The 22,207-nt window shown below is 59.1% G+C and carries 16 protein-coding genes and 1 pseudogene; 6 read left to right on the top strand and 11 right to left on the bottom strand.

Going from position 1 to position 22,207, the window contains the following annotated elements; genetic code table 11:
* Positions 1-121: 121 nt before the first annotated feature.
* Both ybjG and J2Y91_RS15470 read left to right on the top strand, forming a co-directional pair.
* Positions 122-727 (top strand): undecaprenyl-diphosphate phosphatase, encoded by a 606-nt coding sequence (gene ybjG, locus J2Y91_RS15475; RefSeq protein ID WP_048916583.1) that lies wholly within the window; start codon positions 122-124, stop codon positions 725-727.
* 307 nt (positions 728-1,034) lie between these two features.
* Complete coding sequence (locus J2Y91_RS15470) at positions 1,035-2,318, top strand: HAAAP family serine/threonine permease (RefSeq protein WP_253538714.1); 1,284 nt, start codon at positions 1,035-1,037, stop codon at positions 2,316-2,318.
* 175 nt (positions 2,319-2,493) lie between these two features.
* On the opposite strand, the gene J2Y91_RS15465 is transcribed toward J2Y91_RS15470, so the two are convergent.
* Positions 2,494-3,699, bottom strand: a complete 1,206-nt coding sequence (locus tag J2Y91_RS15465; protein ID WP_048916585.1) for a serine hydrolase — start codon at positions 3,697-3,699, stop codon at positions 2,494-2,496.
* Positions 3,700-3,976: 277 nt separating this feature from the next.
* Between J2Y91_RS15465 and J2Y91_RS15460 the strand changes: the two genes are divergently transcribed.
* Complete coding sequence (locus J2Y91_RS15460; RefSeq protein ID WP_048916586.1) at positions 3,977-4,633, top strand: HAD family hydrolase; 657 nt, start codon at positions 3,977-3,979, stop codon at positions 4,631-4,633.
* A gap of 30 nt (positions 4,634-4,663) precedes the next feature.
* On the opposite strand, the gene J2Y91_RS15455 is transcribed toward J2Y91_RS15460, so the two are convergent.
* The 7 genes and pseudogenes from J2Y91_RS15455 to J2Y91_RS15425 form a co-directional block, all read right to left on the bottom strand.
* A complete protein-coding gene (locus J2Y91_RS15455; protein ID WP_133624096.1) occupies positions 4,664-5,773 on the bottom strand; it encodes a PQQ-dependent sugar dehydrogenase in 1,110 nt (369 codons plus the stop codon).
* Positions 5,774-5,828: 55 nt separating this feature from the next.
* Positions 5,829-6,494: a DUF3313 domain-containing protein gene (locus J2Y91_RS15450; protein WP_133624097.1), complete on the bottom strand. Its 666-nt coding sequence runs from the start codon at positions 6,492-6,494 to the stop codon at positions 5,829-5,831.
* Between the two features lie 407 nt (positions 6,495-6,901).
* Complete coding sequence (gsiD, locus tag J2Y91_RS15445) at positions 6,902-7,807, bottom strand: glutathione ABC transporter permease GsiD (RefSeq protein ID WP_048916589.1); 906 nt, start codon at positions 7,805-7,807, stop codon at positions 6,902-6,904.
* Between the two features lie 9 nt (positions 7,808-7,816).
* Positions 7,817-8,737 carry a glutathione ABC transporter permease GsiC gene (gene gsiC / locus J2Y91_RS15440; RefSeq protein ID WP_133625098.1) on the bottom strand — a complete coding sequence of 307 codons (921 nt, stop codon included), beginning with the start codon at positions 8,735-8,737 and terminating at the stop codon, positions 7,817-7,819.
* A gap of 41 nt (positions 8,738-8,778) precedes the next feature.
* Positions 8,779-10,317, bottom strand: a pseudogene (gene gsiB, locus J2Y91_RS15435) (glutathione ABC transporter substrate-binding protein GsiB).
* Positions 10,318-10,348: 31 nt separating this feature from the next.
* The gene (gene gsiA / locus J2Y91_RS15430) at positions 10,349-12,199 is read right to left on the bottom strand and encodes a glutathione ABC transporter ATP-binding protein GsiA (RefSeq protein WP_133624099.1); all 1,851 of its coding nucleotides are present in this window, start codon (positions 12,197-12,199) and stop codon (positions 10,349-10,351) included.
* Positions 12,199-13,143 carry an isoaspartyl peptidase/L-asparaginase gene (locus J2Y91_RS15425; RefSeq protein ID WP_133624100.1) on the bottom strand — a complete coding sequence of 315 codons (945 nt, stop codon included), beginning with the start codon at positions 13,141-13,143 and terminating at the stop codon, positions 12,199-12,201. The genes gsiA and J2Y91_RS15425 overlap by 1 nt, the downstream gene beginning before the upstream one ends.
* Before the next feature lie 254 nt (positions 13,144-13,397).
* Between J2Y91_RS15425 and moeA the strand changes: the two genes are divergently transcribed.
* The 3 genes from moeA to J2Y91_RS15410 are packed head-to-tail and all read left to right on the top strand — an operon-like array spanning position 13,398 to position 16,981.
* Positions 13,398-14,633: a molybdopterin molybdotransferase MoeA gene (moeA, locus tag J2Y91_RS15420; protein ID WP_133624101.1), complete on the top strand. Its 1,236-nt coding sequence runs from the start codon at positions 13,398-13,400 to the stop codon at positions 14,631-14,633.
* Position 14,634: 1 nt separating this feature from the next.
* Complete coding sequence (gene moeB, locus J2Y91_RS15415) at positions 14,635-15,384, top strand: molybdopterin-synthase adenylyltransferase MoeB (RefSeq protein ID WP_133624102.1); 750 nt, start codon at positions 14,635-14,637, stop codon at positions 15,382-15,384.
* A gap of 55 nt (positions 15,385-15,439) precedes the next feature.
* Positions 15,440-16,981, top strand: coding sequence for a sensor domain-containing diguanylate cyclase (locus tag J2Y91_RS15410; RefSeq protein WP_253538712.1), 1,542 nt, complete (start codon positions 15,440-15,442; stop codon positions 16,979-16,981).
* 175 nt (positions 16,982-17,156) lie between these two features.
* Here the strand turns inward: J2Y91_RS15410 and J2Y91_RS15405 are convergent, their stop codons facing one another.
* The 3 genes from J2Y91_RS15405 to J2Y91_RS15395 all read right to left on the bottom strand — a co-directional run bounded on the left by J2Y91_RS15405 (position 17,157) and on the right by J2Y91_RS15395 (position 21,993).
* Positions 17,157-18,749 (bottom strand): ABC-F family ATPase, encoded by a 1,593-nt coding sequence (locus J2Y91_RS15405; RefSeq protein WP_048916597.1) that lies wholly within the window; start codon positions 18,747-18,749, stop codon positions 17,157-17,159.
* 134 nt (positions 18,750-18,883) lie between these two features.
* Positions 18,884-20,371 (bottom strand): sugar porter family MFS transporter, encoded by a 1,488-nt coding sequence (locus J2Y91_RS15400; RefSeq protein WP_133624103.1) that lies wholly within the window; start codon positions 20,369-20,371, stop codon positions 18,884-18,886.
* A 131-nt stretch (positions 20,372-20,502) separates the two neighbouring features.
* Complete coding sequence (locus J2Y91_RS15395) at positions 20,503-21,993, bottom strand: sugar porter family MFS transporter (RefSeq protein WP_133624104.1); 1,491 nt, start codon at positions 21,991-21,993, stop codon at positions 20,503-20,505.
* Positions 21,994-22,207 lie beyond the last annotated feature (214 nt).

Below are 22,207 nucleotides of genomic sequence, written 5' to 3'. Positions count from 1 at the left end.
AATCTCAACAAAAGCCAAACGAACCCGGTAATTAAGAGGGTGGCCCTTTACCTGCCCGCCGCACGCTTTTACCTTAAGCAATTCGTGCTACTACTGCGAACAAAAGGTAAAGAAAGTCATGATGGATGAGTTGAACCGGTCGCTATTTTTATTGATCAACGCTGACGGCCGTTCCCCCGAGTGGCTGATAGCCCTCGCCACCTTTATTGCCCGCGATCTTATCGCCATTGTGCCGCTGCTGATTGTGGGCTTGTGGCTGTGGGGGCCGCGCAGCCAGCTGACCTCGCAGCGCGTGCTGGTGGTGAAAACCGGTATCGCCCTGCTCTATGCCCTGGCGATCTCCTGGTGCCTGGCGCAGCTGTTTCCTCATCCACGCCCGTTTGCCATTGGCCTGGGTCATCAGTTCCTGTCGCACGCGCCGGATGACTCCTACCCAAGCGATCACGGCACGGTAATTTTCACCTTTGCCATCGCCTTTATCAGCTGGCATCGCGCCTGGTCAGGGGCCGTACTCTTGCTGACCGGTGCCGCTATCGCCTGGTCACGCGTCTACCTTGGGGTACACTGGCCGATGGATATGCTGGGCGGCATGCTGGTGGGCCTGCTCTCCTGCCTGTTTGCGCAAATTTTCTGGCAGCTGACCGGGGCACGTCTGATGCCGCTGCTTTCTGCGCTCTATCGCGTCGTTTTTGCTTTCCCTATCAGCAAGGGCTGGGTACGCCATTAACTCGCTGGCGGGACTATATTAACCGGTCCCGCTTTACCCTGATTTATATCATCCTAATTGCTATTAACCGCTAAAAAACTGCCAAAAAAACCTGCCATTTCCTCAAGGTTTATTGCGCAATCTGCTTGATAAATGTGCAAATTAATCTCTATGTTGCGCAAGTCACAAAAACTCCAATAAACCACGACGCAGAGCTTTCATCTATTTTTTCTGGTGGTAGAGTGTGCGCCATTAAACCAGAGCAATGAAGTCAATCGACGCGTCGATGGCGCGATTAACTTCATCGTTTTAAACACTGGAGAATCAAATGGACACATCCCAAACGGCGGTGCTCAGCCCCGAAGCGTCTCAGGATGCCAGCGCATGGCGTAAAACCGACACTATGTGGATGCTGGGGCTGTACGGCACGGCCATTGGTGCCGGCGTACTGTTCCTGCCGATTAATGCCGGGATTGGCGGCCTTATCCCGCTGATCATTATGGCGCTGCTGGCGTTTCCAATGACCTTCTTTGCCCACCGTGGGCTGTGCCGCTTCGTGCTCTCCGGGCGCAAACCCGGCGAGGATATTACTGAGGTGGTAGAAGAGCACTTCGGCGTCGGCGCCGGCAAGCTGATCACCCTGCTCTACTTCTTCGCCATCTACCCGATTCTGCTGGTTTACAGCGTCGCCATCACTAACACCGTTGAGAGTTTTATCACCCACCAGCTGCAGATGCAGGCTCCGCCGCGCGCGCTGCTGGCACTAATCCTGATTGTCGGCCTGATGACCATTGTGCGCTTCGGCAAAGAGATGATCGTCAAAACCATGAGCGTACTGGTCTATCCGTTCGTGCTGGTGCTGATGCTGCTGGCGCTCTATCTTATCCCGCACTGGAGCAGCGCGATTTTTGCCAATGCCAGCCTGAGCGGCAGCGGCAAGGGGTTGATGATGACCCTGTGGCTGGCGATCCCGGTGATGGTGTTCTCCTTTAACCACTCGCCGATTATTTCCGCCTTTGCCGTGGCCAAACGGGAAGAGTACGGCGACCAGGCAGAGCCGAAGTGTTCCCGCATCCTCGCGCGCAGCCATATTATGATGGTGCTGACGGTGATGTTCTTTGTGTTCAGCTGCGTGCTGAGCCTGACGCCGGAGAACCTGGCGGAAGCCAAAGCGCAGAACATTTCCATTCTCTCATACCTGGCGAACCACTTTGATACCCCGCTGATGGCGTGGCTGGCGCCAATTATCGCCATGGTAGCGATCACCAAATCGTTCCTCGGCCACTATCTTGGGGCGCGTGAAGGCTTTAACGGCACGGTGAATAAGCTGTTGCGCAGCCGTGGCAAAACCCTTGCCGAGCACAAGCTGAACCGCTTTACCGCGCTGTTTATGCTGATAACAACCTGGATTGTCGCGACGCTGGACCCGAGCATTCTCGGCCTGATCGAAAGCCTGGGCGGCCCGATTATCGCGGTGCTGCTGTTCCTGATGCCGATGTATGCCATCAACAAGGTCCCGGCCATGCGCCAGTACAGCGGTAAGTTGAGTAATGTGTTCGTGGTGCTGGTCGGCCTGGTGGCGATTTCTGCGGTGGCTTACGATCTGTTTTGATTGTTCAGGGCCGACCAGAAAAGCGGTCGGCCCCTACGCAGGATAGATGCAGGGGCCGACCCTCTTTTCGGTCGGCCCTCACGCAGGATAGATGTAGGGGCCGACCCTCTTTTTCGGTCGGCCCTTACGCAGGATAGATAGGGGCCGACCCTCTTTTTCGATCGGCCCTTATCCATTATGAAAACCAGCTGCCAAACCATCCGGTCATCTTCATCATGACGAAATCCCAGATGCGGCTGAAGAAACCGCCCTCTTTCACTTCGTCCAGCACCACCAGCGGGCGCTGCTCAATGGATTTTCCGTCCAGCTGGAAATCAATCGTTCCCACCACCTGATTCTTCGCCAGCGGGGCCGTCAGCTGCGGCTGGCTGAGGGTAAAGCTCGCCTTCAGGTTTTTCATCTGCCCTTTTGGCAGGGTAATCGCCGCATCCTTCGCTACGCCAAGATTCACTTCGCTCTTATCGCCATACCAGACGCGCTGGGTGGCAAACGCCGTCCCGGCCTTGATTGGCGTCACCGTTTCCCAGAAGCGGAAGCCCCAGGTCAGCAGCTTTTCGCTCTCGCGGAAGCGGATAGCATCGGTGGCCGCGCCCAGCACCACAGAAATTAAGCGCTGATCGCCCTCTTTCGCTGATGCCACAAGATTATTGCCGGCGCCGGAAGTGTGCCCGGTCTTGATCCCGTCCACCTGCAGATTGGTGCTCCACAGCAGGCGGTTGCGGTTGTACTGGCGGATCTTATTAAAGGTGAACTCTTTCTCTTTATGCAGCGCGTACTCATCCGGTACGTCGCGGATCAGCGCCTGACCAATCAGGGCCATATCGCGCGCGGTGCTGTACTGGCCGTCCGAATCCAGCCCGTGCACCGTTTTAAAGTGGGTATTCTTCAGGCCCAGCGCCTGCACGTAGTTGTTCATCAGGCCAACGAAAGAGTCCTGACTGCCCGCTACGTGGTCGGCGAGCGCAATGCTGGCATCGTTACCGGACTGGATCACAATCCCTTTATTCAGCTCCGACACCGGGATCCGGTCCCCAGGCTTGAGGAACATCAGCGAAGAGCCTTGCAGAATCGGGTTGCCGGTCGCCCAGGCATCTTTACCCACGGTGACCATGTCGTCATTGCTGATTTTGCCCGCCTTCAGCGCCTGCCCGGTAACATAGCTGGCCATCATTTTGGTCAGGCTGGCCGGGTCGAGCCGCTGATCCGCATTGGATTCTGCCAGCACTTTACCGCTGTTGTAGTCCATCAGCACCCAGGCTTTGGCATCGATCTGCGGGGCGGCAGGGGCCTGCTCTGCGCGCGCGGGGGAGAGGGTAAACAGCAATAACGTCGAAGTAGTAGCCAGTGCATACACACCGGTAGAGAGGAGCGTTTTCTTCATGGCGAGACCAGGTATCCATTTGAAAGACAATGATTATCAAAGCGCATCTGACGATTAGCCGCCCTACACTAAGGCGTTATAAGCTTAAAAAAAACGTTTAAACCGTAAAGTTTCTTAGAGTTTATTAGAAAAATCTTAGGTTTGCCCAGACAGCTGGCCAAATTATCGCCGTCAGGCGCGGGCAGAAAACAGGTTAAATTCCGAATTTTCACTGAACAGTTAAGCCCGTCACAAAAATCCGCTAACCTGAGAAAAGTCTGCCAGAGGAGTGACGACGATGGATTTAGCGCTGTTTGACCTTGATGAAACGCTAATTTGTGAAGACAGTACCGGCCTGTGGCTGCGCTGGCTGGTTTCCCAGGGGTTTGCCCCGGCCGCGCTGATAGAACAAGAACGCGCGCTGATGGAGCACTACTATCAGGGGTCGCTGTCTATGGAACAGTATATGAGCACCACGCTGTCGCCGCTGGCAGGAATGGCCACGCCGACGGTAGCAGGCTGGATACGCCGGTTTATTCATCGCGATATCCTGCCGCGCGTTTATCCCGCCGCACGCGAACGCCTGGCGTGGCACCAGCAGCGCGGCGATAAAATCATCGTGATCTCCGCCAGCGGTGAACATCTGGTGAAGCCTATTGCGCAACAGCTGGGCGCGCACGCGGCGCTGGCGATTGGCGTGGAGATTATTGATGACCGCTACAGCGGCGAAATCTACGGCACTCTGACCTACAAAGAGGGAAAAGTCAGCCGCGTCAGCGACTGGAAGGCACAGCAGCAGGAGCACCGCTTTGCCCACACCTGGGCTTACAGCGACTCAATCAACGACCTGCCAATGCTGGAACATGCCGATCACGCCTGGGTGATCAATCCGGCAGAGCCACTGCAGCAGCTAGCGCAGCAGCGCGGCTGGGAAATCTGCCACTGGGTGAAATAAGATCGGCAGGCAACGGAGTGCCCGCTTATTTTACTCAATACCCACTTTCAGCAGTTTGCCGTTGGCTTCATCCGTCAGCACGTAAAGCCAGCCGTCTGGCCCGCTGCGCACATCGCGAATGCGCTCCCCGCGCTCGCTCAGCAGGCGCTCCTGCTCTTTCAGCTGTTCACCGTTGATGCTCAGGCGGATCAGGCTTTTCTCCTTTAGCGCCCCGATAAACAGCGAATTTTTCCACTGCGGAAACCGCGTACCCTGGTAAAACGCCATGCCGCTGATAGCCGGGGAGACTTTCCACCAGAACAGCGGCTGCTCGGTTCCCGCGGCCGTGCTGCCTTTTGAACCCGGTACCTTCGCCCCGCTGTAATCAATGCCCCAGGTGGCCAGCGGCCAGCCGTAGTTTTTTCCCCTGCGCGGGATATTCACCTCATCGCCGCCGCGCGGGCCGTGCTCGCTCTCCCAGACCTCACCGCTCTGCGGGTTGAGCGCTAACCCCTGCGGGTTACGCACTCCCCAACTCCAGATCTCGCTACGAACGCCCTGGCGGCCAACCAGCGGATTGTCAGAGGGGATTTTGCCATCGGCGGTCAGGCGCACAATTTTGCCCTGCAGTGCGTTGAGATCCTGCGCTTTAGCGGCCTGGAAATTATCCCCAAAGGCGATGAACAGATGACCGCTGCGGTCAAACGCCATGCGCGTACCAAGATTCGCCCCGCTGGATAAACCTTGTTGGCGCAGCACCGGCTGGAAGCCACTGAGCTGGCGGTAATCTTCGCTCAGGCGGCCATAACCGACTACAGCTCCAGCCGCGCCATCTTCTCCGGCCAGCGTGTAGCTGAGCCAGACGCGACGGCTGCTGGCAAAGTCCGGCGCCAGCGCCACATCAAGCAGGCCCCCCTGGCGCTGAGCCCACACCTGCGGCACCCCGCTGATGGGCTGGGAGAGGCCGGAGCCGGGCTGCCAGCGCCTGAGCTGGCCGGCGCGTTCGGTGATCAACACCCCCTCTTCGCCCGGCAGAAAGGCCAGCGCCCAGGGGTGATCGAGACCGCTTTGCAGCTCCTGTACGGTGATTTTTTCAGCTCTGAGGGCGGGGCTTAACAGCAGGGAGGCAGCCAGTGCAGGCAGCAGCAGATAACGCGTCATCGTAATCACTCCGGGCAGGGGCCAACCTTTTATTGGTCAGCCCATAAAACAGGAATTACTTATCGGGGAAGTTCACTACGTCACTGACCATCTGGTCGATACCGCTTTTCAACTGGGTAAGAGTAATGGGGGCATTATTGTTCGGCACCGTGTTGCCGTAGGCCTTGCGAACCGCCTCCATCACGGGCTTACCGGTTTGGCTATCCACCAGCTGCATCTCCAGGAACAGCACGCTGTTCTGGGTACGGTGGCCGGAAGCCGCCATGGTGCTGGCGACCACTGCCGCAATCGGCACGACCTCATAGAACTTCATATCCTGATTTTCGGCATTGACGGCGGTAATGGCGGTTTTCAGCTCCAGCGTGCCCGGCCCCGCGTGGTTAACCAGCGGTTTGTGCCGGGCCACGGCGGCTTTCAGCGTCTGGTCGAGATAGGCGCGGATTTGATCGAGCGTCTGCTGGCTGACGCGGGCGGTCGGCTTCGCGGCAGGATAGTAAACGGCAGGCGTGTAATGGATAGCGTTGTATTTTGCGGATTGATAGTCCGGTGACACCCAGCGCAGGGTTTGCACGCCGCTGGCGGATTTTTCCGGCTTCAGGTGGCTATAATCCGGCAGGAAACCGGAATACTGGCTGGTATCAGCTACTTTTGACGAGCAGCCAGCCAGCACCAGACACGCCATTGCCAGGCCCGCGATGAGAGGTATACGCACATTGTGCATTGTCACATTCCTTTACGATTAAGGTCTTTCAAGCATAGAGTGCACAGCGGCGTTAACCAGCAATGATTAAGAAATATTTGATATCACATACAAAGGTCGAGGCATGCCTCGACCCTACAAGGGATCGCGTGGGGTTTCACCGGGGCCAGGCACGCTTCGACCCTGCAAGGGATCGCGTGGGGTTTCACCGGGGCCAGGCACGCCTCGACCCTGCAAGGGATCGCGTGGGGTTTCACCGGGGCCAGGCACGCCTCGACCCTGCAAGGGATCGCGTGGGGTTTCACCGGGGCAGGCATGCCTCGACCCTGCAAGGGATCGCGTGGGGTTTCACCGGGGCAGGCATGCCTCGACCCTGCAAGGGATCGCGTGGGGTTTGGTAGGGGCGAGGCATGCCTCGCCCGCCATGGTTACACCTTCAGCTTCGGGTCCAGCGCATCGCGCAGCCCGTCACCCAGCAGATTAAACGCCAGCACGGTAAGGAAAATCGCCAGGCTGGGGAAGATCGCCACGTGCGGGGCCAGCACCATATCCGCCTGGGCCTCGTTAAGCATCGCCCCCCACTCCGGGGTCGGCGGCTGCGCGCCAAGACCCAGGAACGACAGGCTGGCAGCAGAGATAATCGAGGTGCCAATACGCATAGTAAAATAGACCACAATCGATGACAGCGTACCGGGCAGAATGTGGCGCAGGATAATGGTCAAATCAGACGCGCCAATACTGCGCGCCGACTCAATATAGGTCAGGTGTTTCAGCACCAGCGTGTTACCGCGCACCAGGCGGGCAAAGGCGGGAATGCTGAAAATCGCCACCGCGAGGATCACATTCGACATACCGTTACCGAGTACCGCCACCACGGCAATCGCCAGCAGGATGCCGGGAAAAGCGAACAGCACGTCGCAAATGCGCATGATAATCCGGTCCCACCAGCCCTCGTAGTAGCCGGCCAGCAGGCCGAGCAGCGTACCTGTCACCGCGCCCACCGCCACCGAGAAGAAGCCAGCCACCAGCGACAGGCGGCTGCCGAGCAGCACGCGGCTGAAAATATCGCGCCCCAGCGCATCGACGCCGAACCAGTGCATCATCGACGGTCCTTCATTCAGCCGGTCATAATCAAAGTAGTTTTCAGCATCGAACGGGGCCAGCAGCGGGGCAAAAATCGCCACCAGGATCAGCAGCAGCACAAATACCGCCGCAATCATTGCCACGTGCTGACGGCGAAAACGCCGCCAGAATTCCCGCCACGGGGTACGCACGCGATTCTCCCGCACGCTGGGCAGCGTTGCGAGCACGGCATTACGTCGCCAGTTAATCATCAAACATCCTTACTTGTAGCGGATCGCGGGGTTGATCGCCGCGTACAGCATATCGACCATCAGGTTAATCAGAATAAACTCCAGCGAAAATAGCAGCACTTCCGCCTGGATCACCGGGTAATCGCGCATCTCCACCGAGTCGACCAGCAGGCGCCCCAGCCCCGGCCAGTTGAACACCACCTCGACCACGATAGAGCCACCGAGCAGGAAGCCAAACTGCAGGCCCATCATAGTGACCACCGGGATCATCGCATTGCGCAGCCCGTGCTTGATCACCACCACCGACTCGCGCACTCCTTTGGCGCGCGCGGTGCGCATATAGTCTTCCTGCATCACCTCCACGAACGAGGCGCGGGTAAAGCGCGCCATCACGGCGGCGACGGCGGCACCCAGGGTGATCGACGGTAAAATATAGTGCTGCCAGCTGTCGGCACCGACGGTCGGCAGCCAGCCCAGCTCGACGGAAAACACCTGCATCAGCAGCATGCCGAGGGCAAACGCCGGGAAAGAGATCCCGGATACCGCCAGCGTCATCCCCAGCCGATCCGGCCAGCGGTTGCGCCACACGGCAGAGACGACGCCTATCGCCATGCCGAAAATCACCGACCACACCATGCTGGTCAGCGTCAGGTACAGCGTCGGCAGAAAGCGCTGGCCAATCTCTTCTGATACCGGGCGTTTCGACACCATTGAATGGCCAAAATCACCCTGAAGGGCGTGGGTGATGTAGTGCCAGAACTGCTGCGGCAGCGGCAGGTTCAGCCCGAGCTGTTCGCGCACCATCGCCACGACCTGCGCATCGGCTTCACGCCCCGCAATCAGGCGCGCCGGATCACCAGGCAGCAGATGGACGAACAGGAACACCAGCACCGCCACGATCAGCAGCGTTGGGATCAGCCCCAGCAGTCGTTTAATAAAATAGTTAAGCATCATCTTCCCTGCGCCTCCCCTGCGGGAGGCGCGTCAGTGCATTACTTAAGATCGGCATCATCAAAGCTGAATGAGGTGTCCGGCATCACGTAAAACCCGGTGAGGTTTTTGGTGTTGGCGGAAACCAGCTTCTCAACCACCAGCGGCGCCCACGGCTGCTCTTTCCAGATAATGTCCTGTGCATCTTTGTACAGCGCGGCTTTTTTCGCACCGTCGGTGGTATTCAGCGCGTCAGCGAGGTCTTTATCCACCTGGGCGTTGCTGTAGAAGGCGGTGTTAAAGATGGTTGGCGGCTAGGACTGAGTGGCAAACAGCGGCGTCAGCGCCCAGTTAGCTTCACCGGTCGAGGCAGACCAGCCGGTGTAGAACATGCGCACGCCGCTCTCTTTCTGGCCTTTGTCTTCCACCTGCGCGGCACGCTGCCCGGCATCCATGGCCGTCAGTTCAACCTTAATGCCAACCTGCGCCAGCTGCTGCTGGGTAAACTGCAGCACTTTCTGCGCGGTGCTGTGGTTATGCGACGACCACAGCTGGGTGGTGAAGCCGTTCGGATAGCCTGCCTCTTTCAGCAGCTCACGCGCTTTGGCCGGGTTATATTCCGGGGCCGGGTAGCTTTGTGAATACTGAATCGACGGTGGCACAATGCCGGTGGCCGGGGTGGCATAACCGGCGAAGGCGACTTTCGCCAGCGCCTGACGGTTGATGGCGTAGTTAATCGCTGCGCGCACTTTCGGGTCGTTGAACGGCTTCTGCGTGACGTTAAAGCTGATATAGCGCTGCATGATCGACGGCGAGGTCACCAGATCGAGCTTGCTGTTTTTCTCCAGCAGTTTGGCCTGCTCAAACGGGATAGGGAAAGCAAAGTTCGCTTCGCCGGTTTGCAGCATCGCCGAGCGGGTATTGTTATCGACAATCGGGCGCCAGGTGATGCTGTCCAGTTTCGGATAGCCCGGCTTCCAGTAACCGGCGAATTTCTTCACCTTCACAAAGTCGGTCTGGTTCCAGGTGACAAATTCGTAAGGGCCGGTGCCGACCGGGTGGAAGCCGATATCCTTGCCATATTTCTTCAGTGCGGTCGGAGAGATCATCGCCGCAGCCGGGCTGGCGAGGGTATTAATAAACGCCGAGAACGGCTGCTTCAGGGTGATTTTTACCGTGGTCGGGTTGACCACTTCGGTGCTGGCGATGGTTTTGAACAGGTTGAAACGCTTGAGGTGATTGTCCGGGTTGCTGGCGCGGTCGAGGTTCGCTTTTACCGCATCGGCATTAAACGGCGTGCCGTCCTGGAACTTCACCCCGCTCTTAAGCGCGATGGTATAAGTCAGTCCGTCCGGGCTGGCCTGGTAGCTGTCCGCCAGCACATTTTCCAGCTTCATCTCTTTATCGAAGCCGAACAGCCCCTGATAGAACGACTTCGCTACCGCCTGCGACAGCGTGTCGTTGGCATCATACGGGTCGAGCGTGGTGAAGTTTGAGGCGACCGCAATGGTGACATCTTTCGCCGCCCAGGCAGGGAGCGCCACAATACTGCCGAGCAGGCCAGCGGTTAACAGCAACTTACGCGAGTGTTGATTTATCATTCAGTTCATCCCTTGTCGTCATTATGCAGTTTCAGGCGCGGGCGATAGCATGGCGTGCCACAAAATGCCCGCTGCTGACTTCAACCAGCGGTGCCACTTCCGGTTCGTCGCCCAGGGCGCGGATCGGGCTGGGTATTTCATCTACTAACAGTGCTCGTTCACGGCGGCGGTGCGTGGGGTCGGCCACCGGCACCGCCGCCATCAGTTTGCGCGTATACGGATGCTGCGGCTGTTCGAACACCGCCTGGCGCGGGCCAATCTCGACAATCTGCCCGAGATACATCACCGCCACGCGGTGGCTGATGCGCTCCACCACCGCCATATCATGCGAAATAAACAGGAACGCGATGCCAAACTCGCGCTGCAGGTCGAGCATCAGGTTAATAATCTGCGCCTGAATCGAGACGTCCAGCGCCGAGACGGCTTCGTCGGCGATCACCACTTTCGGGTTGAGCGCCAGCGCGCGCGCAATGCAGATACGCTGCCGCTGTCCGCCGGAGAACTCGTGCGGATAGCGCTGCGCATGCTCCGGCAGTAAGCCGACGCGCTCCAGCAGCCACGCCACGCGTTTTTCGGCCTCCTGCCCTTTGGCAATACCGTGAACCAGCAGCGGCTCCATAATCGAAAAGCCCACCGTCAGGCGCGGATCGAGGGAGGCGTAAGGATCCTGGAAGATAAACTGAATATCGCGCCGCAGGTGCGACAGTGCCTGACCCGAAAGCCGATCGATGCGCTTGCCGTTAAAGGTGATACTGCCGCCCTGGCTCTCCACCAGCCGCAGCAGCGAGCGCCCGGTGGTCGATTTGCCGCAGCCGGATTCACCGACCAGCGCCAGCGTTTCGCCGGGGCGCAGGTCAAAGCTGACTTTCTCCACCGCGTGAACGCGGCGGTGCACGCGGTTAAAGATGCCGCTGCGGATATCAAAGCGCGTCACCAGATCGCGCACCTGTAAAATCGGCGGCTCCTGCTGACGGACGGTGTCCTGCGGCTGTTCCGGCTGCTGCTCACCCTCCTGCATCAGCGGGAATTTGGCCGGCAGGCTGCGCCCGCTCATGGCGCCGAGTTTCGGCACGGCGGCCAGCAGTGCGCGAGTGTAGGGTTGCTGGGGATGAGCAAATAGCGACTCGACGCTGCCGGTTTCCACCACGTCGCCGCGGTACATCACCTGCACGCGGTCGGCCATTTCGGCCACCACCCCCATGTCGTGGGTGATAAAAATCACCCCCATCTGCATCTCTTTTTGCAGCACGCGGATCAGCTGTAAGATCTGCGCCTGGATAGTCACGTCGAGCGCGGTGGTGGGCTCATCGGCGATCAGCAGCGCCGGGCGGCAGGAGAGCGCCATGGCGATCATCACGCGCTGGCGCATGCCGCCTGAGAGCTGATGCGGGTAACGCGACAGCACGTTTTTCGCTTCGGGAATGCGCACCAGATCGAGCATGCGCTGCGCTTCTTTCAGCGCGTCGGCGTGGCTTTTTCCCTGGTGCAGTCGGATCGACTCGGCAATCTGCTCCCCCACCGGGAACACCGGGTTGAGCGAGGTCATCGGCTCCTGGAAAATCATGGCCATATCGGCACCGCGAATGCGCCGCAGCTCGGACTGCGGCAGCGCGGCCAGGTTGACCCGCTGCTGATTGCGGCGCGTCAGCCACATCTGCCCGCTGTCGATATTGCCACCGCCCTGCTCCACCAGACGCATCAGCGCCAGCGAGGTGACCGATTTGCCGGAGCCAGACTCGCCGACGATCGCCAGCGTTTCGCCCTGGCGCACGTCCAGCGACAGCCTGTTTACCGCCTGGACGCGCCCGCTCTCCTGTTGAAAGCTGACGCTGAGATCGCGCACCGACAGCACCACATTGTCATGATGGCGAAACTCACTCATCAGGGCTCCTCCCGGTAGATCGCCACCACTGGCGCTTCACCCACTGTGCCATAGCCGCGATACATGCCTTCGCTGTTAAACGGCAGCACCACATTGCCTTCAGCATCCACGGCAATTAACCCGCCGCTGCCGCCGAGAGCCGGGATCTTTTCCATCACCACTTTACGACTCGCCTCATCCAGCGACAGGCCGCCGTACTCCATCATGGCCGCAATATCATAGGCCGCCAGCGTGCGCATAAAGACTTCGCCGGTACCGGTACAGGAGACCGCCACGCCGCCGCTGGCATAGCAGCCCGCGCCAACCAGTGGGGAGTCACCAACGCGCCCAACCTGCTTATTGGTCATGCCGCCGGTGGAAGTGGCTGCCGCCAGGCTGCCGGCAAGATCTATCGCCACCGCGCCAACGGTGCCGAACTTACGGTCGGGGTCAAGGGGATCGCCATCGTGGTCCAGCAGGGTCTGGTCGCTGGCCAGCGCGCGCTCAAGCTGGGCGCGGCGCTCCGGCGTGGAGAAAAAGCTGTTTTCGACCATTTCGAGGCCGTTCTCTGCCGCAAACGATTCCGCACCCGCGCCGATAAACAGCAGATGCGGACTGGTTTCCAGCACTGCGCGCGCGGCCAGCACCGGATTACGCACCCGGCTAACGCCCGCGACCGCTCCCGCTTGCCGCGTGCGCCCGTCCATCACGCAGGCATCCAGCTCGTGCGTACCCTGATGGGTAAACACCGAACCCCGCCCGGCATTAAACAGCGGGCACTCTTCCAGCTGGCGCACTGCTTCGGTCACCACGTCAAGCGCGCTGGCACCCGCCGCCAGCAGCGCCTGCCCGCTGGCGACAATCTCTGACAGCGCCTGGCGATAGTGCTGCTCTTTTTCACTGTCCATGCTGCTGCGGGCGATTGCCCCCGCGCCACCATGAATTGCGATCGTCGCTCTGGCCATAATTCATTTACCCTGTGTGCCAAATCAGCATGAAAAACACTGAGTTAGAATGATTTTATTGAGAAAATGCGATTTTTGACTATAGGCAGGCAGTCTGGCGATGTAAAGAGGAAAGTTCGCACCCTGATAATAACTATTGGTTCTAAGATAAATCAGAATGCGACATTTTCCCCGCCAGCACGCGCAAACGTGACCCTGGCGGGGAATCACGCCATAATAGCGCTTTAAGATTTTTGCGTGCGACCGGAGACACAATGGAAGCTTTTACTGCGGGACTGATCTCCCTCGACGATGCCCTCAATACCCTGCTGGCGCAGATTACCCCCCTGAGCGACAGCGAAAGCGTGCTGCTACCCGCCGCCGTGGGGCGCATTACCGCTGCGGCGGTGACTTCGCCGATTGACGTACCGCCGTTTGATAACTCGGCGATGGATGGCTATGCCCTGCGCATGGCCGATGTTACCCCCGGTGCGGTACTTACCGTGGCCGGGAAAGCGTTTGCCGGCCAGCCGTTTAGCGGTGCCTGGCCGGCCGGCAGCTGCATCCGCATCATGACCGGCGCGCCGCTGCCTGAGGGCTGCGAGGCGGTGGTGATGCAGGAGCAGACCGAAAGCATTGGCGATACAGTCCGTATCACCGCTGAGGTCAGCGCCGGGCAGAACATCCGCCGTGCCGGCGAGGATATCCTTCAGGGCACCGAGGTGCTGAGCGCGGGCACCAGGCTGGGCGCCGCCGAGCTGCCGCTGCTGGCCTCTCTCGGCATTGCGCAGGTTTCGGTCGTGCGCAAGCTGCGCGTGGCGGTGTTCTCCACCGGGGATGAGCTGCAGCCGGTCGGCCAGCCGCTGGCGGCGGGCCAGATTTACGATACCAACCGCTTTGCGGTCCAGCTGATGCTGGATAAGCTCGGCTGCGAGGTGATTGACCTCGGCATTATTCGCGACGACCCGGCGGCGCTGCGTGAGGCTTTCGTCCGTGCCGATGCAGCGGGCGATGTGGTGATCAGCAGCGGCGGCGTCTCCGTTGGCGCGGCAGATTACACCAAACAGATGCTGGAAGAACTCGGCGAAGTCGGCTTCTGGAAGCTGGCCATCAAACCGGGCAAGCCGTTTGCCTTTGGTCGCCTGCCCAACAGCTGGTTCTGCGGCCTGCCGGGCAACCCGGTGTCGGCGGTATTAACCTTTTATCAGCTGGTGCAGCCGCTGCTGGCGAAGCTTACCGGGCAGAGCGGCCCGGCGCTGCCGCCACGCCAGCGCGTGCGCAGCGCCGACCTGCTGAAGAAATCACCCGGTCGCCTCGACTTCCAGCGCGGGCTGCTGCAGCGCAATGCCGCAGGCGAGCTGGAGGTGAAAACCACCGGCCACCAGGGCTCGCACGTCTTTAGCTCTTTCCATCAGGCCAACTGCTTTATCGTGCTGGAGCGCGAGCGCGGCGACGTGCAGCCGGGTGAATGGGTTGACGTTGAGCCATTCAACGCGCTGCTGGAGGGCTGAGATGCTGCCCGAGCTGAGCGATGACGAAATGCTGCGCTATAACCGCCAGATCGTGCTGCGCGGTTTTGACTTTGCGGGGCAGGAGCAGCTGAAGGCTGCCCGCGTGCTGGTGGTCGGCCTGGGCGGGCTGGGCTGCGCCGCCAGCCAGTATCTCGCCGCTGCGGGCGTCGGCCATCTGACGCTGCTGGATTTCGACCACGTCGCCGTTTCTAACCTGCAGCGCCAGGTGCTGCACGCTGAGGCGCAGGTCGGGATGGCAAAAGTCGACTCTGCGCGGCTGCGTCTGGCGGCGCTTAACTCGCTGATCCAGATTGACACCGTCAATGCGCGACTGGATGACGCTCCCCTGGCAGCCCTGATTGCCTCGCATCAGCTGGTGCTGGACTGCTGCGACAACGTGGAGACGCGTGAACAGCTCAACCGCCAGTGCTTTGCCAGCAAAACTCCGCTGGTCTCCGGTGCCGCCATCCGCATGGAGGGCCAGGTCAGCGTGTTCAGCTGGGGTCAGGACGAGCCCTGCTATCGCTGCATCAGCCGGCTGTTCGGCCAGTCGACCCTGAGCTGCGTTGAGGCCGGGGTGATGGCGCCGCTGGTCGGCGTGATTGGCTCACTCCAGGCGATGGAAGCGATCCGCGCGCTGGCGCACTACGGCGGCGCGGTAGCTGGAAAGCTATTGCTATACGATGCCATGACGCTGCAATTTCGCAGCATGAATGTGGCAAAAGATCCGCGCTGCGAGGTGTGCAGCTAAGCTTTCCAGCACTATAGTTAAGCGAATGCTGGGAAGCGAAAGGATTGATTAGCTTATGATCGATGAACAGATCGCCACTTCAGCAGGCACAAAATCTTCACTGCGCCGCATGATGGTGGTTTTTTTGCTGACGATTGTCACGGCGGTGATGGTTATCAACGGCTGGATTGTCTGGAACTCGTGGAACCGGATGATTACCAGCTCGCAGAACGATGCCCGTAACCTCTCGCAGTCGCTGTCGCGCCAGGCGGAGGACACTTTCCTGCAGGTCGACCTGACGTTACAGGATCTGCGCGACCGCATCTCGCTGATTGGCCTGCGCCATGAACGCACCCCCTATCTCAGAGATCTGCTGTCCAACCGCAAAGCCAGCCTGCCGCAGCTGCATGGCCTGTTTATTTACAACAGTGAAGGCAACTGGCTGGTCACGTCCGATGGCAATGTTCCGCAGCGCGCTAATAACAGCGACCGCGAGTATTTTCGCTATCATCAGCAGAACCTCGACGGCAATGTCCATATTGGCAAGGTGATCCGCAGCCGCTCGACCGGCGATCTGGTTATCCCCGTTTCGATGCGCCTGAATAATCTCGATGGTTCGTTTCGCGGCGTGCTGCTGGCGACCGTACGCCTGAGCTTTTTTAAGCAGGTTTATGGCTATTACAATATGGGCGATCGCGACGTGCTGGCGCTGATGCAGGCCGATGGCAATATCCTTTACGCGCGCCCGTTCGCCGACAATACCATTAACCGTAATATCTCCGGCAGCCCGCTCTTTACCCGGCTGCTGAAGAGTGCTCCAAACGGTACCGCGCTCTATAAATCGGCTCTGGACGGCATTGAACGGGTGTTGGGATACTCCAGCCTGAAGCGCTACCCGCTGGTGGTGGCCGTCGGCTACGATAAAAAGGCGCTGCTGCAGGAGTGGTTCTCCGCTCTCAGCGTCTATATCGCGCTGTCGGCGATCCTGCTGCTGGTGATCTCCCTGCTCGGGTTGCTGGTGCTGCGCCATATTTCCCTCAACCTGAGGAATCAGCTGGAGCTGACTCAGGTGCGCGATCAGCTTACCACCATGAACCGCACTTTACAGACGCTGGCGCTGGTCGACAGTCTTACCGGGCTGGCAAACCGCCGCCATTTCGACCTCTATCTGCAGCGCAACGTCGAGCGCTCCCACAAGCTGCGCACCCCGCTGTCGCTGCTGATGATCGATGTCGATTCGTTTAAAGCCTTTAACGACACCTACGGTCACCTGGCCGGGGATGATTGCCTGAAACAGATCGCTCATACGCTGTCACGCCTGCCGCACCGCCCGGAAGATTTGGTGACGCGCTACGGCGGCGAAGAGTTTGCGGTGATTATGCCGGGGGCGGATCGCACAGCGGCGCTGCGCTTTGCCGAACAGGCGACGGAGGCGGTGGCAAAGCTCGGCATTCCTAACCCAGGCAGCGATACGCCGGAGAGAATTGTGACGATCAGTGTTGGGGTAGCGGTGGCAATGACCGACCGCAGCGAAACCGCGCGCCATCAGCTGATTGCCGAGGCGGATAAGGCGTTGTATGCGGCGAAACGCGCGGGAAAAAACCAGGTGGGTGAATAACCGGGGGATACGGGACGACCGAAAAAGAAGGTCGTCCCCTACGTTTGCAGCAAGGCATTTGCAGGGGGACTGGCAGCGAGGCATTTGTAGGGGCTGACCCTCTTTTTCGGTCAGCCCGCAAAATCTGCGGCAAGGGCCGACCGGAAAAAAGGGTCGGCCCCTACAACATCGGGCCTTACACGATGCCCTGGCTGCGCAGATAGTCTTCGTAGTTGCCGGTAAAGTCGTTCAGTTTGCCCGGCGTCATCTCAATCACGCGCGTGGCCAGCGAGCTGACGAACTCACGGTCGTGAGAAACGAAGATCAGCGTGCCTTCGTACATCTCCAGCGCCATGTTCAGCGCTTCGATCGATTCCATATCGAGGTGGTTAGTCGGTTCATCCATGATCAGCACGTTCGGCTTCTGCATCATCAGCTTGCCGAACAGCATGCGGCCCTTCTCACCACCGGACAGCACTTTGGCTGGCTTCTTGATATCGTCCTGGCTGAACAGCAGACGGCCGAGAATACCGCGTACCGCCTGCTCGTCATCGCTCTCCTGCTTCCACTGGCTCATCCAGTCGAACACGCTCAGGTCGTCGGCGAAGTCGTGGGCGTGATCCTGCGCGTAGTAACCAATTTGCGCATTCTCGGACCATTTCACGGTGCCGTTGTCCGGCAGCAGTTCGCCAATCAGCGTTTTCAGCAGCGTGGTTTTACCGATACCGTTCGGGCCGAGGATCGCCAGCTTTTCGCCCACTTCCAGCAGCATATTGACGTTTTTAAACAGCGGACCGTTGTCGAAACCTTTGGTCACGGCTTCCAGCGTCAGCGCATTGCGGAACAGTTTCTTATCCTGCTCGAAACGAATGAACGGGTTCTGACGGCTCGATGCTTTCACCTCATCCAGTTTGATCTTGTCAATCTGCTTGGCGCGTGAGGTCGCCTGACGGGATTTTGAGGCGTTGGCGCTGAAGCGGCTGACGAAGGACTGCAGTTCGTTGATCTGCGCTTTCTTCTTGGCGTTATCAGACAGCAGACGCTCGCGCGCCTGGGTTGCTGCCGTCATGTACTCGTCGTAGTTGCCCGGGTAAACGCGCAGCTCGCCGTAGTCGAGGTCGGCCATGTGGGTGCAGACCATGTTCAGGAAGTGACGGTCGTGCGAAATGATGATCATGGTGCTGTTACGCTCGTTCAGCACCTGCTCCAGCCAGCGAATGGTATCGATGTCCAGGTTGTTGGTCGGTTCGTCGAGCAGCAGAATTTCCGGGTTAGAGAACAGCGCCTGTGCCAGCAGCACGCGCAGTTTCCAGCCGGGAGCGACTTCGCTCATCGGGCCGTAGTGCTGCTCCAGCGGAATACCCACGCCCAGCAGCAGCTCACCGGCACGCGCTTCTGCGGTGTAGCCGTCCATCTCGCCATACTTCTCTTCGAGGTCAGCGACTTTATAACCGTCTTCTTCGCTCATCTCCGGCAGCGCATAGATCGCATCGCGCTCTTCCTTCACCGCCCACAGCTCGCCGTGGCCCATGATCACCGTATCCAGCACGGAATACTGTTCAAAGGCGAACTGATCCTGGCGCAGTTTACCGAGGCGCTCGTTCGGATCGAGCGAGACATTACCGCCGGAAGGAACCAGGTCGCCACCGAGAATTTTCATAAAGGTGGACTTACCGCTGCCGTTGGCACCGATCAGGCCGTAGCGGTTGCCGCCGCCAAATTTGACGGAGATGTTTTCGAACAGCGGCTTACTGCCAAACTGCATGGTGACGTTGCTGGAAACTAGCACAGAGATAGCCTTTAATTTGCGATGTGAGTATGTGAGTCAGCGCGCATTATGCCAAAAAAAACAGGCGGGGAATACAGCAGTCTGGCAGGGGGCGGTGAGAGCAGAAGAGGCCGGGTCTTCCCCGGCCATCTGGATTAGTGAATTTCTGCTTTACGTTCAGGCACGGGCAGCGGCGGCGTGTCCACCTCGTCACTCAGCCAGTCATGCAGATAGTGCTCAATCTGCTCCAGGCTGCGGTTGCGGGTTTCCGGAATGCACTTGATAACAAAGATGCCGGAGATGATGCCGATCAGCGCAAAGATCAGGAAGGCGCCGGAGAGGCCAACGCTGGCCAGCAGCATCGGGAACGCCAGCGAGATCAGGAAGTTGGCGATCCACATCGCGAAGATCGCGCTGCCCATAAACATTCCGCGCAGGCGCGTTGGAAAGATCTCCGACAGCAGCAGCCAGGTCGCCGGCGACAGGAAGCCCTGCTGGAAGCTGAGGAACATCAGCATGCCGAGCAGCACCAGGTAGCCGCGCAGCACATCGACCTGGCCGTTGACCGTTTCCGGCATAAAGAAGCTGACCGCCGCGATAAACAGCAGGCTGAAAGTACAGCCGAACTGGCCGATCAGCGTCATGGTACGGCGGCCCATTTTCCCCAGCAGCCAGATGCCTACGCAGACCATCGTCACCGATACCACGCCGTTAGCGATAGTGGCAAACAGCGCCGCGTTGGTACTCATGCCGGTGGCCTTCAGCATGGTCGGCGCGTAGTACATGATGGTATTCACCCCTGAGGTCTGATTGATCACGGCGATACCAATGCCGATAAGCAGCAGCTTCATCAGCCACGGCTTCGCGAGGTCGCGCAGGCCGGGTTTTCCCTGATTCTCCTCTTCGGCCAGCGTCTCCTCGATCTCTGCCATCTCCCAGTCAACATCCTCTTTCGCGCGGGTGCGCTCCAGCACGCGGCGCGCTTGCGCCAGACGCCCCTGCATTGCATACCAGCGCGGCGTGTCCGGCATAAACATCATGCCGAACCACAGCAGCACGGCGGGCATGGTGGCTACCGCCAGCATCCAGCGCCAGCTTTCATCCCCGCCCCAGGCTGCGTTAAAGCCCGCATTCGAGATATAGGCCAGCAGCTGGCCGCTAACAATCATCAGCTCCTGAATGGTGACCAGCTGCCCGCGTTTGTTAGCCGGGGCAATTTCCGCGATGTAGACCGGCACGGTTGCCGATGCGCCACCGACCGCCACGCCGAGGATCAGACGGAAGAAAATCATCCACTCCACGTCCGGCGCCAGCGCGGTACCGATGGAGCCAAGTGCAAAGATAATCGCCAGAGTGATGATGATTTTCTTACGTCCGGCGCTGTTAGCGAAGTGGCCGGAGATCAGTGCGCCAAAAGCGGCACCGAACAGCAGTGAGCTGGTGACCAGCCCGGTGGTAAATGGCGTCAGGTGTAATTCGTCGCCCATAAACAGCAGCGCGCCGGAGATAACGCCGGTATCGTAGCCAAACAGCAGGCCGCCCAGCGTGGCTACCGCCGCAATCACTTTGACGAATGGCTCGGTTCTGCTGCTGCTATTAGGCCCGGAGGCCCGATTGGGGGTGATATAGTGTTCTTTTGCCATAGTGACTTTAGTGACCTCTCATCGACCAGTTAACAGGGTGCTGAGTTCAGTTCACATCAGCAGCGTTAGCCTGCGGTTAACGCTGCACTGCAAGCAGCAGAGCGGGCCAGCCAGCACAGGCCCGTCGGCAATTAATGGTTCTCCGCTTTACGTTTTGTCGCGCTCACTACCGCACTTTCTTCATCGCTGCTCAGCCAGTCACGCAGGTAGTGTTCAATCTGTTCCAGGCTGCGGTTGCGGGTTTCAGGAATGCATTTAATGACAAACACCGCACCGCAGATGCCAATCAGACCGAAAATAAAGAAGGCACCCGACAGGCCGACGCTGGCCAGCAGCATCGGGAAAGCCAGCGAGATAAGGAAGTTAGCAATCCACATGGCGAACACCGCCCCGCCCATAAAGACGCCGCGCAGGCGCGTTGGGAAGATTTCCGACAGCAGCAGCCAGGTCACCGGTGAGAGCGCGCCCTGCTGGAAGCTGAGGAACATCAGCATGCCTAACAGCACCATATAGCTGCGCAGCACGTCGACCTGGCCGTTGACCGTTTCCGGCATAAAGTAGCTGACGGCGCCGATGAAGAACAGGCAGGCGGTGCAGCCAAACTGGCCGATTTTCACCATGGTACGGCGGCCGATTTTGCCCAGCAGCCAGATACCGACAAAGGTCATCAGCACCGAGATTGCCCCATTGGCGATGGTGGCAAACAGCGCCGCATCGGTACTCATCCCCACCGCCTTCAGCATGGTGGGCGCGTAGTACATGATGGTGTTGACGCCTGAGGTCTGCTGAATAACCGCCACGCCCACGCCAATCATAAACAGTTTAAACAGCCAGGGTTTCTTCAGCTCCTGCACGCTGGCGCGCGTCTGCTGCCTGTCCTCTTCCTCCAGCGTTTCGGCGATCTCTTCCAGCTCCCACTCCACATCCTCTTTGGCGCGGGTACGCTCCAGCACGCGGCGCGCCTCGGCCAACCTCCCCTGCATGGCGTACCAGCGCGGCGTATCCGGCATAAACATCATGCCAAACCACAGCAGCACCGCAGGAATGGTGGCCACGGCAAGCATCCAGCGCCAGGTCTCATGACCGCCCCACGCAGCGTTGAACCCCGCGTTAGAGATATACGCCAGCATCTGGCCGGAGACGATCATCAACTCCTGAATAGTTACCAGCTGCCCGCGCTTATTGGCCGGGGCAATTTCGGCGATATACACCGGCACGGTCGCCGATGCCCCCCCTACCGCCACGCCGAGGATAAGACGGAAGAAAATCATCCACTCAACATTCGGCGCCAGCGCGGTGCCCATCGCGCCGATGGCGAAGATAATCGCCAGCACGATAATGATTTTCTTACGCCCTTGCGCGGCAGCGAAGTGCCCGGAGAACAGTGCGCCAAAAGCCGCACCGAACAGCAGTGAGCTGGTGACCAGCCCGGTGGTGAATGGCGTCAGGTGTAACTCGTCGCCCATAAACAGCAGCGCGCCGGAGATAACGCCGGTGTCGTAACCGAAAAGTAATCCCCCAAGGGTGGCAACCACCGCAATCACCTTTACAAAGGGTTCCGTTTTGGTGGTGCTGTTAGGCCCAGACGCCCGGTTGGGGGTGATATATTGTTCTTTTGCCATGGTGACTACAGTGACCTCTCATCGACCTGGTTGAGTTGGGAAAAGAGGGATGACTCATCATGAATTTTACCCGTTCACCGCCTCTGAGCTTAATTTAGATCATATTTTTCATTTCAAACAACAATGAAAATTAAATTTTGAGGTGCACATCTCGCTATTCCAGCGTTAACGCGATCGATTAGACATTATTAGCTTAATTCTGTTGTATTTATGG

Origin of the sequence: Erwinia aphidicola, assembly GCF_024169515.1 — a bacterium.
Lineage (GTDB): Bacteria > Pseudomonadota > Gammaproteobacteria > Enterobacterales > Enterobacteriaceae > Erwinia > Erwinia aphidicola.
The sequence above is the reverse complement of the archived record's forward strand: the minus strand, read 5'-3'. Positions and strand labels throughout refer to the sequence as shown.